Genomic DNA, 12622 nt, shown 5'->3' on the forward strand with positions numbered 1-12622 from the left:
CGTTCCGGGGCCGATCACCCCCGCAGTCACCAGGAGGTACCGGATGCTCCGTCGCACCGCCCTGGCCCTCGCCTTGTGTGCCACGTCCTGCACACAGGCCGATGGGCCTTCCGCAACAGAGTCCCCTCCCCCCGAACAGCAGGAAGTCCTGGGCCGGGCCGAACAGGCCGCGGAGTCCCTGGAGACGCCTGGCGAGGCGAACAGCATCCGCTTCCTGGAGCAGTCCTCCTTCGGCCCCAAGCTGGCTCGCGCCGTGCTCCCCGCGCCGGTGGGCACCGTGGAGCACGTGATGGCCGTGGGCATCACCCAGTCGCTCACGGAGCAGTTCGCGCTCCAGCCCGCCGCGCCGTACGACGGAGAGAGCGCCCAGGACCTGGGCTCGCAGTTCTTCCAGCGCGCGGTGACGGGAGAGGATCAGCTGCGCCAGCGCGTGGCGTTCGCGCTCAGCCAGATCCTCGTCGTCTCCCAGAACGGCATCCCGGAGTCCACGAGGACGCCGTACCCGGACTCCAAGGTGGCGCTCGCGGGGTACATGAACCTGCTGTCGCAGCACGCCTTCGGCAACTTCCGCACGCTGCTGGAGGAGGTGACGAAGAACCCCGCCATGGGCCGCTACCTGGACATGGCGAACAACCGCGCGTTCGACAGGGACGGCAACCCCATTGATCCGAACGAGAACTACGCGCGGGAGATGCTCCAGCTCTTCACGCTGGGCACGGACAAGCTGAACATCGACGGCACCCCGCTGCTGGACGCCAACGGCAACCGGCAGCGCGCGTACAGCGAGGAGCAGGTGAAGGCCTTCGCGCACGCGCTGTCTGGCTGGACCTGGAACGCCACGGCGTGTCCGGCCAGGGGCGCGGCCAACAGCACGCCCGACTACAAGAACCCGCTGATGCCCTGCGACAACAACCACGACAAGAGCCAGCAGGTGCTCCTGCGGGGTGTCACCACCACCGCGGGTGGGACCATCACCACGCACCTGACGCAGGCGCTGAACAACGTCTTCAACGACGCCAACGTCCCGCCCTTCATCAGCAAGCAGCTCATCCAGCACCTGGTCACGAGCAACCCGACTCCCGGCTACGTCCGGCGCGTGGCCAACGTCTTCAAGAACGACGGCACCGGGACGCGCGGCAACCTGGAGGCGGTGGTGCGCGCCATCCTGGAGGACACGGAGGCGCGCGGCGCCCAGCCGCCCCTGGCGCTGCGGCCCGGCTACGGACATCTGCGCTCGCCCGCGCTGTTCGTCACCCAGGTGGTCCGCTGGTTGGACCCCACGCTGGACACGGCCACCAAGGACCCGGGGCTGAAGCTCAGCACCTGGAGCAGGTCGATGAACCAGTGGGTGCCACGCGCGCCCTCCGTGTTCAGCTACTACCCGCCCAACGCGCCGCTGCCGGGCGCGGACGGCCTCGTGGGGCCGGAGTTCGCCATCCTGGACACGGCCACCATCACGGCCCGCGCCAACTTCCTCCACGAGTTCCTCTACTCCGGCGCCGCCACCAACGCGGGCATCACCGTGGACTACGACCTCCTGCCGTCCACCAACACGGACCTGGTCGCGTACCTGGGCCGCTACTGGCTGCACGGCACGATGGCGCCGGAGCTGGAGCAGAAGCTGCTGACGGCCATGGGTGACAGCCGGGCGAACTCGCTCATCCGCAAGAAGAAGCTGGCGCTCTACCTGACGTTCCTCTCCCCCTCCTTCCAGATCCAGCGGTGAACCCCATGACCACGACCCGTCGCCAGTTCCTCCGGCGCGCCACGCAGGGCCTGGGCTTCCTGGCCGCCGCGGCCGCCCTTCCCCGCTGGGTGGGCAACGCCCAGGCGTCCACCCTCAACGGCTACGCCGGCAGCCGCGTGGCCGTCTGCGTCTTCCTGTTGGGAGGCAATGACAGCAACAACCTCATCGTCCCGGTGGAGGCCAACGCCTACGCGGCGTACCTGGATGCACGCCCCACCGTCGGCCTGAAGAGCACCGAGCTGGACCTCATCAGCCCCTCGAACCTGCCCGCCACCTTCGGCATGCCCCGGACGCTCTCGAGGCTGCGCGCGCACTTCCAGTCGGGCCGCGCCGCGTTCGTGTGCAACGTGGGCCCGATGGTGCTCCCGCTGACCAAGGCGGACTACCTGGCCGGCGGCACGTCCGTGCCGGAGAACCTCTTCTCCCACAGCGACCAGCAGGACGCGTGGGCGAGCGCCCTGGCCAACCCCGGCTCCAGCCCCGTCACCTCCGACATCAAGGTCACGGGCTGGGGCGGCCGCGCGGCGGACAAGCTGCACATGCTCAACACCAGCACGCCCCCGGACTACCCGGAGGTGACGTCGTTCGGTGGAAAGCCGCGCTTCTGCGTGGGCGCCGAGCGCAAGCCCATGGTGGTGGCCCCGGACGGCACGCTCGCGTTCCGCACCGTCAACACGCCGCCGTCGGACTTCGACCTGCTCCAGCAGTCGGCGCTGGCGGACGTGATGGCGGCGCAGGATGGCAACGCGCTGGAGACGGCCTATGCGGGCGTGTTCACCACGGCGCAGGGCTTCTCCTCCGCCCGCGCCGCCGCGCGCGAGGCGGCCTGGGCGCAGCTGCCCGAGGTCACCCGCCTGACCATCGATCACTACTTCGAGCCCACGCCCACGGAGGACACCCCGAGGTGGACGCTGCACACGCAGCTCTACCAGGTGGTGCGAGACCTGGTGGCGGGCGCAATGCCGGTGAGCGCGGGGGGCCTGGGCCTCAAGCGCCAGGTGCTCTCCGTGGGCTTCGGCTCCTTCGACACGCACCAGAACGAGAACGTGGACCAGCCGAAGCTCTTCGAGCAGCTGGACTTCGCGCTCGACGCCTTCCAGAAGGCGATGGCGCTGTTGGAGACGCAGCCCGCGTTCGGCGCCAACGCGCCGCAGGCCACGCTCTTCACCATGAGCGACTTCAACCGGACGCTGCAGGAGAACGGCGACAGCGGCACGGACCACGCCTGGGGCGGCCACGCCATCGTCCTGGGCAGCCGCGTGGCGGGCGGGGCGTTCTACGGCACCTTCCCCAACCTGGACCTGACGGGCTCGCTGGATGGCTCCACGGACGAGCGGGGCCGGTGGATCCCCACGCTCTCGGTGGAGCAGTACGGCTGGACGCTGGCGTCCTGGTTGGGGCTGACCAGCACCGAGCGCGACTACGTGTTCCCCAACCTCACCGGCTACCTGGCGGACGCGGTGGCGCGCAACTTCCCGGCGCAGGCGCGCAGGGCCAAGGTGGGCTTCATGCTGGACTGACGCAGGCGTGAATGGAGCAGGCCGCGAGCATTGCCAGGCTCGCGGCCTTCGCGTGCGCCTACTTCAGCTCCGCGAGCACGTCGAACACGGAGGGCCGGTGCGGCTTCCAGCCCAGCGCGCGGGCCCGCTTCGCGCGGATGCGGCTGTTGGACGCGAGCGCCAGCCGCCCCAGCTCCACGCCCCAGCGCCGCTCTCCGTCCTGGAGGGGCATGCTGCCCACGGGCAGGTGGAGGCTCTTGCCGATGGCCGTCACCACGTCGCGGAAGTTCGCCTCGCCGTTCTCCGCGAAATAGAACGTCCCGGCCGGCGCGCGCTCCAGCACCAGGAGGTACAGGTCCGCCAGGTCCTCGATGTGCACGTTGGACCAGACGTTCTCCCCTTTGCCGATGTAGCGCGCCGTGCCCGTCTCGCGCGCGTACCGGATGAGCGGCGGCAGCTGCACGCTGTCCGGGTTCAGCCCCAGCCCCTTGCCGTAGATGAGGCACGGGCAGATGACGTTCGTGTGGATGCCGTCCTTCGCGGCGTCCAGCACCGTCTTGTCCAACGAGATGCGCGCCACCTTCTCCGGCACGGGCTCGATGGGCGTGTCCTCGTCGTGCACGCCCGGGGTCAGCTCGCCGCCTGCGTCAGTGGCGACGATGCTGGAGCCGCTGGTGTGGATGAAGTGCTTGCCGGAGCCCTTGAGCGCGGCGATCAGCGCCTCCACCACCCTGCGCTCGTCCGCGGACGCCGCGTTGATGACCGCGTCGGCTTCCTTCGCCAGCCGCGCGAGCGCGTCCAGGTCATCGAACGAGGCGACCGTCGCCTGGATGCCGCGCGCCTCCAGCTCCCGCGCCTTGTCCTGCGTCCGCGCGGTGCCCACCACCTGGTGCCCCGCCGCCATCAACCGCGCCGCCACCGACCCGCCGATGTACCCCGTCGCGCCCAACACGAAGACTTTCATGATCCGCTCCCGTGAATGGGAGGAAAGCTGCACTGTTCCCCCATGGACGGGTAGTGGCTTGCCGGGCACATGTCCTGTTCCTAGAGTTCTTGAATGACCCTCATCCAGGAGCCGCTCGCCGGGCTGGGTGCCTTCGTGCGCACGCTCGAAACGGGCAGCTTCAGCGCGGCGGCGCGGGCGCTCGGTGTGTCCCCTTCCGCGGTCAGCAAGACGGTGGCCCGCCTGGAGGGCCGGCTGGGGGTGCTGCTCCTCCAGCGCGGCACCCGGCGGCTCCAGCCGACACCGGAGGGGCTGTCCCTCTTCGAGCGGGGCCAGCGCATCGTGGCGGAATTGGAGGCAGCCCAGGACGAGCTTCGTGAATCGAAGGGTCCCCGGGGCCCGCTGCACGTCACCGCGCCCATGGACCTGGGCCGTCACTGGCTGGTGCCTCGGCTGCCGGCGTTCCTCGCCGCGTATCCGCGGGTCCAATGCGCGCTGGGGCTCACGGACCGCTTCATCGACCTGGTGGAGGAGCGCGTGGACGTGGGGCTGCGCATGGGAGAGAGCGCGGACACGCGGCTCGTGCGGCGGCGGCTGGGAGAGTCTCGCGCCGTCATCTGCGCCTCGCCCGCGTACCTGCGCCGGCATGGCACGCCCCGGAAGGTGGCGGACCTCCAGCGCCATGCGTGTCTGGCCTACCTGCGCGGCGGCCAGCGCATCCCTTGGCGGCTGGATGGCAAGGAGGTGGAGGTGCCCGGCCCCTTCGCGTCCGACAACAACGAAGCACTGCTGACGTTGGCGCAGGAGGGCGTGGGCATCGCGCGCATCCCGGAGTTCGTCGCCACGCAGGCGCTGGCCTCCGGACGGCTCAAGGTCGTGCTCGGCGAGGTGCACTCGCCGGGGCCCGACGTGTTCGTCGTCTATCCGGAGCGCCGGCACCTGTCGCCCCGCGTCCGCGTGTTCGTGGACTTCGTGGCGGACGCGTTCGCGCGCGACGAGGCGAGGCCGGGCACGAAGCCCCGGCCCCGCGGTGACCGCGGTCAGTAGACCTTGTCGCCCTTCTGCACGCCGAACGAGGAAGCCGGCAGCTGGACGCCGTTCACCGACGTCCCGCCGTTGTGGATGGAGGGGAACACGGGCTCCATGCTCTGCGGGAACCCGAACGTGGGCTTCGTGAGCGCATCCAGCCGGCCCATCTCCTCGGCCGTGAGCTTCACGTCGGCGGCCTTCAGGTTGTCCTCGAGCTGCGCGATGCGCCGCGCGCCGATGATGGTCGAGCCCACGCCCGGCTTCGCCATGACCCACGCCAGCGCCACGCGCGCCGGGGTGCTCTCATGCGCCCGCGCGATGGCCTCCAACGCGTCGACGACGGCGTAGGTCTTCTCGTTCAGGAAGGGCTCGAGGAAGGCGCCGCGGTCTCCCTTCATCTGGCCCGCGTTCTTGCGGGTGTACTTGCCGCTGAGCGCGCCGCTCTTGAGCGGAGACCAGGGGGTGATGCCCAGCCCGTGCTCCAGGGCCATGGGGACCAGCTCCTGCTCCACGCTGCGCTCGAGCAGCGAGTATTCGATCTGCAACCCGATGAAGGCCGACCAGCCCCGGAAGCGCGCGGTGACGTTGGCCTCGACGACCTTCCACGCGGGCGTGTCGGAGACGCCGAGGTAGCGGACCTTGCCGGCCCGCACCAGGTCCTCGAGCGCGGCCATCGTCTCGTCGATGGGCGTGTGCTTGTCCCAGTTGTGCAACCAGTAGAGGTCGATGTAGTCAGTCTGCAGGCGGCGGAGCGAGTTCTCGCACGCCGAGATGATGGACTTGCGGCCGGAGCCGCCCCCGTTCGGGTCGCCGGGGTAGAGGTTGCCGCTGAACTTCGTGGCGATGACCAAGCGGTCGCGCCGGGCGGCGTGCCTGCCGACGTGGTCACCGATGATCTTCTCGGAATGGCTCTTCGTGTAGAAGTTCGCGGTGTCGATGAAGTTGCCGCCCAGTTCGATGAAGCGGTCGATGATGTGCTGGGACTCCTCCACGCTGGTGCCCCAGCCCAGATCTTCACCGAACGTCATCGCACCAAGGCACAGCGGGCTCACGCGCAGGCCGGAGCGGCCGAGCGTCACGTAGTGGTCGAGAGGCATGGGGTCTCCAGGGGATGTGTTACCGTTTCAGGGAGGCCGAACTGGTTCAGCCTTGAACTGATTTAATTTTGTACCAATTTCCGCGCAAGGGCTCATGTCGAAAATCGACCCGGCGAAGATCTGGTCGCTGAACTACAACCTGTTGATGTCGGTCATCGCGGGGGTCTCGCCCGACATCTCCGGGTTGGGGTTGGACACGAAGGAGCTGTTCGTGCTGTCGCAGGTGGAGGAGCACCCCTACCCGGCCGAGCTGGCGGCGACCCTGAGCATGCCGAAGCCGACCATCACGGTGTACGTGAAGCGGCTGGAGGCGGCGGGCTTCCTGCGCCGGGAGCTGGACGCCGAGGACCTGCGGCGGCACCGGCTGCAGGTGACTCCGGCCGGGCGGAAGGTGACGGCGAAGGGGCTCGCGCTGCTGTCGGAGGCGTTCGGCGCGCGGCTCGGCCGCTTGAGTGTGGCGGAGCAGGCCGAGCTGCGGAGCCTGCTCGAGAAGATGAGCTGACCGGCGGCTTGAATCCGGCCGATCCCCTGGTGCGTAATTCCGGCCATGACGCCGAGGCGGTTTCCGTCCGGCCGGGAGTTCCCCACACATGCAGACGCGTCGCGCGGGTGAAGTGGTTCTGGGTGCACTGGTGTGCTGGATGCTTGCTGCCTGTGGCGGCGGCGACAAGGTGAAGGTCCGGGGCCACGTCACCAATGGAGGGGGTCAGCAGTCGCAGGGGCTCACCGACGGCGCGCCCGCGCTGGCCGGGGACGGAACGGTCTCGGCGGCGGCCACGGTGCGGATCAGCCGCGTGGTGGCGTCCGGCGACCTGACGACGTTGGCGGAGGCCGACGTCGCGGCGGATGGCAGCTACACGGTGGAGCTGGAGGACCCGGGGCAGCGGCTGATCATCGAGGCGGTGAACGCGTCCCATGTCACGGTGGGCTCCGCGGTGCTGGACTCCACGACGCCGCAGTCCGGCCAGGAGGTGCGCACGGCGCCGCCCATCACGAGTGAGTCCTCGCTGGAGGCGGAGGTCTTCGTCCAGATGGTGCGGGACGGGGACTCGCCGGAGGGCGTGGACACGGTGGACCTGCGCGCGAGGCTGAACGCGGAGCAGGCGGCGGCGGTGCGCGGCCAGCTCAAGGCGACGGCGGCGGAGTCGGTGGAGGCGCTCGGCGCGGCGGTGAGGGCGGCGCAGGCGACGCGGATCAAGGCGTATGCCCGGGCTGGAGTGGTCGTCACGCAGGAGCAGCTCTTCAGCGCGTCATTGGACGCGTCCGCGCAGTTGGACGCGTCGCTGGATGCGGGAGGCCAGTCCGCGGCGGGCGCCTACGACACGTTCTTCGCGGCGGTGCGCGCGGCCACGCCCCAGGCGAACGACGCGCAGGACCAGCAGGCGGAGCGAGAGGCCAGCGTGGCCTACCGCATCGCGGTGGATGCGCGGCTGTCCTCGGGAGCGGGGATCGCGGTCGCGGACGCGTCGGTGCGGGCCGCCGCCGCGCTGGAGGCCCGGGCCACCGAGGCCGCCGTGAAGGCCCTGCTCCAGGGCGCGAGCGCCACCGACCTGACGGTGCAGCAGGCGAACACCGCCGCCACGTCGCTGCGCGCGAACCTCTCCTCCGCCACGTCCGCCAGCGCCGCCGCGACGGCCTGGACGAGCTACAACACCCAGCTCGCCACCGGCGGCAGCACGTCCGTGATGGGGGCCCAGTTGGGGGTGACGAGCAGCAACCAGCTCGCCTTCGACTCGGCGGTGCACGTGGGAGCGCAGGCGGGCGCGACGCTCGAAGCCGCGCTGGGCACGGCGCTGGAACAGTCCGGCAAGGCGTCCGCCACGGCGCTCGCGGACTCGGTGGTCAACGCCTTCGCCACTTATGATGCCGCGGTGCGCGGCGGCGCCACCGCCACCCTGACGGCCTTCGGCCCCAAGGCCACCACCGGCGTGGAGCTGCTGATCATCTCCGAGGGCTCGTTCCGCCTGCGGTAGGTGTGGCGCCTTCCTCCGCTCGCTGCTCCTCCCGCCGCAGCGAGCGGTCCAACACGAAGGTCCCGAATGGCACCAGCGACGCGCCGAACGCCGCGAGCGAACGGCGCGCTGTCCAGCCGTGTTCGGAGGCCGCGCGGAACAGGGACGACACGAAGAGCAGGAACAACAGCCCGTGGACGCTGCCGGTAATCCGCACCGCCAGGGGCTGGTTCCACAGGTACTTCACCGGCATCGCGATGAAGAGCAGCCCCAGGAAGGACATCCCCTCCAGGAAGGCCACCCATCGCAGTTGCCTCAGCGCATTCATGTGTCCACCCAGGGCCAGCGCGGCCGGAAGACCATCAACACCAGCACGCAGAAGAACGGCACGGCCGCCAGCAGCGACACCGCCAGCGTGCGCCGCCCGGTGGACGCCATGGCCACCAGCGCCAGCTGCGACACCAGGGACAGCGTCAACCCGCCCAATATCCACGCCTCCGTCAACGCGATGTTGAACTGGAGCGTGAGCAGGTAGCCCGCCGTCCACGTCACCACCAACCCCGGTGACGCGATGGCGTGCACCGCGCGCTCGCGGTCCCGGGACTCCGTCGCGGCCAGCGCCCCCACGAGCCCGCCGCCGTAGAGCACCACGCCCACGAACTTCAGCAGGAGCAGCAAGCGATAGAGCAACACCCGGAACCCTCACCGTGAATCCGTCAGTCCCCGTCCGTATGACACGGGCGCTTCCCCCACCGTGAGTGGCGGAAACGCCATCTTTCGACGACTTCCCGCCAGGCCATCCACCCTGGCATCCTCCCGACATGCACACCGTGGCCATCGTCGCGCTGGAGGGAGTGGTGCCCTTCGACCTCTCGATTCCCACCGAGGTCTTCGGCCGGGTGCGACTGCCGGACGGCCGCGCGGGCTACCAGGTCCGCGTCTGCGGCGTGACGCCAGAGGTCCATGCGGGCGCGTTCCAGCTGAAGACCCGCCATGGCCTGGGCGCGCTGGCTCGCGCGGACACCATCGTCCTGCCGGGCATCTCGGATGTCTCCGCACCCGTTCCACCCCAGCTCCTGAAGGCGCTCCGCTCGGCGGCGCGTCGGGGCGCGCGCATCGCGTCCATCTGCTCCGGGGCGTTCATCCTGGCCGCGACCGGGCTGCTCGACGGACTGCGCGCCACCACCCACTGGATGGGCACGGCGGAGCTCGCCCGGCGCTACCCTCGAATCCAGGTGGATCCGAACGTCCTCTACGTCGACAACGGCCAGTTCCTTACCTCCGCGGGCGCGGCGGCGGGCCTGGACCTGTGCCTGCACCTGGTGCGGCGCGACCATGGCTCCGCCGTGGCGGCGGACGCGGCGCGGCTGGCCGTGATGCCGCTGGAGCGCGATGGCGGCCAGTCCCAGTTCATCACCCACGCTCCGCCGTCACCGGAAGGCGCGTCGCTGGAGCCGCTCCTGCGCTGGATGGAGGACCACCTGCACCGCCCGCTCACGCTCCCAGCCCTCGCCCGGAAGGCGGCGATGAGCGAGCGCACCCTGAGCCGCCGCTTCCGGGAACAGACCGGCACCACACCGCTCCAGTGGCTCCTGCGCGCCCGCGTGCGCCGCGCCCAGCACCTGCTGGAGACCACCGGCCGGTCCGTGGAGGCCGTCGCGGAAGCGGTGGGCTTCCACTCGCCCACCACGTTCCGCGAACACTTCCAGCGCTTCGTCACCACCAGCCCCCTCGCCTACCGCCGCGCGTTCCGGGGAGCAGCCCGCCTCAGTGCTGGTGGCCGAAGCGCACCTCCACCTTCGGGTGCGCCGCGACGAAGGCGCGCAGCTTCTTGAAGCTCTCCACGCCGCGCGGCCCGTCCTCCGTGAAGGTGCCCGGCTCCACGTCGTGCTCCCAGCCCCAGCGCGTGTGGCTGGCGTCGCCCAGCAGCAGCACCGGCCCCTTCGTGGAGCGCACGAGGTACGCGGTGCTGCCCGGCGTGTGCCCCGGCACCCAGAGCGCCCACACGGAGCCGTCTCCGAAGATGTCCACCGCGCCGTCGAAGAGGCCCTTCGGGTCCGCCGTGTAGTTCCACTCCGACAGCGCCGGCTTGCCCTTCAGCGCTCGGTCCGTGGCGCCCTGCACCACCAGGTTCCGGAAGGCGCGCAGGCCCGCCTCGCCCGGGCCGGTGTACACAGGGGTCCCCGCCGGCGCGTCCGCCATGCCGCTGATGTGGTCCGGGTGCAGGTGCGTGAGGAAGACGCCGGAGAGCGGCTGGGGCTGCTTCGCCAGCCACTCGCCCAGCGGCGCCAGCACCTTCATCTTCTCCATGTGCATCGCGCTCGTGATGATGCTGCCCAGCGCCGAGCGCTCCGGCGCGTCCCGCAGCGCCGTCTCCACGCCCGTGTCCACGATGTACATCCCCTTCGTGGGGTGGCGCAGCGCGTGGAAGAAGACCTGCGCGGGCTCGTCCCCTTCCTCCAGGTGCGCCGCCTTCGCCGTCGGGTGGTCCAGGTTGATGAGGCCGCTCCGGTCCACGGCCCAGTCGCACGAGGTGACCGTCTCCAGCTCCACCGGGCCGGGCACGTCCAACTCCGCGAGCACCGCGTCCGCCGGCCGCGTCACGCCGAGCGCGGACTTCTGGACCCCGTGCGAGGACGTGGCGCAGCCGGTGGTGAGCCCAGCGATACCGAGACAGAGCGCGAGCAGGGACGACTTCATGGCGGACTCCTTCTTCCTTCCGGCGCGAGGCACCGGGCGTTCGGGACAGGCGGCACGATGCGCGATGCGCCCGTGGATGGAAATCCGCGAAAACGGCATGATGCCATCCATTCATGGATATCTCCTGGGACGACGCCCGGCTGTTCCTCGCCATCGCGGAGACGGGCAGCTTCAGCGGGGCCGCGCGGCGGCTGCGCATCGGACAGCCCACGGTGAGCCGGCGGCTGGCCGCGCTGGAGTACGCGGTGGGCTCCGCGCTGTTCCGCCGGAGCGTGGATGGCGCAGCGCTCACTTCAGCGGGAGAGCGGCTGCTCGTGCCCGCGAAGAAGATGGCGGAGTGGGCCGGGGAGCTGCACCGCGCGGCGGAGTCCGCGGACAGCGCCCCCCGGGGCATCGTGCGCGTGACGGCCACGCCCTTCATGAGCTTCGACTTCGTGGCCCCCTTCGCCGCCTTCGTCGCCCAGAAGCACCCGGGCCTGCGCCTGGAGGTGCAGTCCCAGATTCAATACCTGGACCTGGCGCGCGGAGAGGCGGACCTCGCGCTGCGCGGACGGCCGCCCACCAGCGCGGACCTGAAGCTCGTGGACACGCTGGAGCTCACCAACGGCGTCTTCGTGTCCAAGGCCCTCAAGGCCAGGCTGCCGAAGAAGGTGTCGCTCCAGCAGTTGCCCTGGGTGGCCTGGGCGCCCCCCTTCGAAGCCGTCCCGCCCAATCCCCAGCTGGAGTCGATGATCCCCGGCTTCAGTCCGTCCTTCACGGCGGACAACTACCTGGTGATGCTCTCGGCGGCGGAGGCGGGCCTGGGCGCGATGGTGATGGCGCGCATGGCGCACCGCTTCACCCGCTCCACGCAGCTGGTGCCGCTGGAGCTGGACCTGGGGCCCTTCTCCCGGAGCGTGACCCACCTGGTTTGCGCGAAGTCCGCGCTGGATATTCCCCGGGTGCGGCGCGTGTCAGAGCTGTTGCAGGAGGAGTTCCAACGAATTCGCCTGGGTCGATGAAAACCCCCAACGGCCAGAACCCCGCGTATTGTCCCCACCATGCAATCCGCCCGTCCCGCCGCAGCATCCTACGTCCTCATCGACGCCGAGAACGTCGACTGGGCCGTCTCCAACATCGTGGGGCGCAAGCCCGAGCCCCAGGACCGGGTGCAGTTCGACCGGCTGGTCGCCTTCTGCGACACGTACTTCCCCAAGCCCGTGCGCTGCGTGGTGGTGCTCAACTCGCGCGGCGAGCAGCTGCCGGACGCGATGATTGGCTTCGTGCGCGCGCTGAAGTCCGCGGGCTGTGAGGTGGCGCTGCTGCACGGCCGGCCGGATCAAAAGGTCGTGGACCTGGGCATCCTCAAGCTGCTGGAGAACATCCGCACCCAGCGCCCGGGAGCGGCGGTGGGCCTGGCCAGCCATGACGGCGCGGACTTCGCGGAGGCGCTCAAGCCCCTGCTGGAGGAGAAGCGCCAGGTCGCCGTGCTCGGCCTGCGCGAATACGTGAGCCAGAAGTTCCGCGAGCTCACCCCCATGGGCCTGAAGGTCGTGGACCTGGAGCTCAACGCCCGCGTGTTCCAGCGTCCCCTTCCCCGGCTGCTGCCGGTCAACGTGGACGAGTTCGATCCTTCGCTGTTCGTCTAGCCGCGGTGTCCCTTCCGGAGTCCGTCC

Annotated in this window: 13 protein-coding genes; 8 read left to right on the forward strand and 5 right to left on the reverse strand. The window is 70.3% G+C overall.

What is annotated here, in order from left to right; translation table 11 throughout:
- Nucleotides 1-43: 43 nt before the first annotated feature.
- Nucleotides 44-1726, forward strand: coding sequence for a DUF1800 family protein (locus JYJ93_RS28870; protein ID WP_206797582.1), 1683 nt, complete (start codon nucleotides 44-46; stop codon nucleotides 1724-1726).
- Between the two features lie 5 nt (nucleotides 1727-1731).
- Nucleotides 1732-3267 (forward strand): DUF1501 domain-containing protein, encoded by a 1536-nt coding sequence (locus JYJ93_RS28875; protein WP_206797584.1) that lies wholly within the window; start codon nucleotides 1732-1734, stop codon nucleotides 3265-3267.
- Nucleotides 3268-3325: 58 nt separating this feature from the next.
- Here JYJ93_RS28875 and JYJ93_RS28880 read toward each other — a convergent pair whose 3' ends face one another.
- A complete protein-coding gene (locus JYJ93_RS28880; protein ID WP_206797587.1) occupies nucleotides 3326-4210 on the reverse strand; it encodes an NAD-dependent epimerase/dehydratase family protein in 885 nt (294 codons plus the stop codon).
- A 93-nt stretch (nucleotides 4211-4303) separates the two neighbouring features.
- Here JYJ93_RS28880 and JYJ93_RS28885 point away from each other — a divergent pair, with 93 nt between their 5' ends.
- Entirely contained in the window at nucleotides 4304-5236 is a 933-nt protein-coding gene (locus JYJ93_RS28885) for a LysR family transcriptional regulator (protein ID WP_206797589.1), read from the forward strand.
- Here the strand turns inward: JYJ93_RS28885 and JYJ93_RS28890 are convergent.
- Nucleotides 5230-6315 (reverse strand): aldo/keto reductase, encoded by a 1086-nt coding sequence (locus JYJ93_RS28890; RefSeq protein WP_206797591.1) that lies wholly within the window; start codon nucleotides 6313-6315, stop codon nucleotides 5230-5232. The two genes, JYJ93_RS28885 and JYJ93_RS28890, sit on opposite strands and share 7 nt — an antisense overlap.
- Nucleotides 6316-6409: 94 nt before the next feature.
- On the opposite strand from JYJ93_RS28890, the gene JYJ93_RS28895 reads away from it, so the two are divergent.
- On the forward strand, nucleotides 6410-6817 hold the full coding sequence (locus tag JYJ93_RS28895) for a MarR family transcriptional regulator (protein WP_206797608.1): 408 nt from the start codon (nucleotides 6410-6412) through the stop codon (nucleotides 6815-6817).
- An 88-nt stretch (nucleotides 6818-6905) separates the two neighbouring features.
- The gene (locus JYJ93_RS28900) at nucleotides 6906-8288 is read left to right on the forward strand and encodes a hypothetical protein (protein WP_206797610.1); all 1383 of its coding nucleotides are present in this window, start codon (nucleotides 6906-6908) and stop codon (nucleotides 8286-8288) included.
- Here the strand turns inward: JYJ93_RS28900 and JYJ93_RS28905 are convergent.
- Both JYJ93_RS28905 and JYJ93_RS28910 read right to left on the reverse strand, forming a co-directional pair.
- The gene (locus tag JYJ93_RS28905) at nucleotides 8257-8595 is read right to left on the reverse strand and encodes a DUF3817 domain-containing protein (RefSeq protein ID WP_206797612.1); all 339 of its coding nucleotides are present in this window, start codon (nucleotides 8593-8595) and stop codon (nucleotides 8257-8259) included. The two genes, JYJ93_RS28900 and JYJ93_RS28905, sit on opposite strands and share 32 nt — an antisense overlap.
- Nucleotides 8592-8960: a hypothetical protein gene (locus JYJ93_RS28910; RefSeq protein WP_206797622.1), complete on the reverse strand. Its 369-nt coding sequence runs from the start codon at nucleotides 8958-8960 to the stop codon at nucleotides 8592-8594. The genes JYJ93_RS28905 and JYJ93_RS28910 overlap by 4 nt, the downstream gene beginning before the upstream one ends.
- Nucleotides 8961-9088: 128 nt before the next feature.
- Here JYJ93_RS28910 and JYJ93_RS28915 point away from each other — a divergent pair, with 128 nt between their 5' ends.
- Complete coding sequence (locus tag JYJ93_RS28915; protein WP_206797625.1) at nucleotides 9089-10102, forward strand: helix-turn-helix domain-containing protein; 1014 nt, start codon at nucleotides 9089-9091, stop codon at nucleotides 10100-10102.
- Here JYJ93_RS28915 and JYJ93_RS28920 read toward each other — a convergent pair.
- Nucleotides 10035-10967, reverse strand: coding sequence for an MBL fold metallo-hydrolase (locus JYJ93_RS28920; RefSeq protein ID WP_206797635.1), 933 nt, complete (start codon nucleotides 10965-10967; stop codon nucleotides 10035-10037). The genes JYJ93_RS28915 and JYJ93_RS28920 overlap by 68 nt on opposite strands.
- A 113-nt stretch (nucleotides 10968-11080) precedes the next feature.
- On the opposite strand from JYJ93_RS28920, the gene JYJ93_RS28925 reads away from it, so the two are divergent.
- Together JYJ93_RS28925 and JYJ93_RS28930 are read left to right on the forward strand one after the other, a co-directional pair.
- Entirely contained in the window at nucleotides 11081-11968 is an 888-nt protein-coding gene (locus JYJ93_RS28925) for a LysR family transcriptional regulator (RefSeq protein WP_206797637.1), read from the forward strand.
- Between the two features lie 39 nt (nucleotides 11969-12007).
- A complete protein-coding gene (locus JYJ93_RS28930) occupies nucleotides 12008-12595 on the forward strand; it encodes an NYN domain-containing protein (RefSeq protein WP_120620931.1) in 588 nt (195 codons plus the stop codon).
- The last annotated feature ends 27 nt before the right edge of the window (nucleotides 12596-12622 follow it).

Source organism: Corallococcus sp. NCSPR001 (assembly GCF_017309135.1).
GTDB lineage: Bacteria > Myxococcota > Myxococcia > Myxococcales > Myxococcaceae > Corallococcus.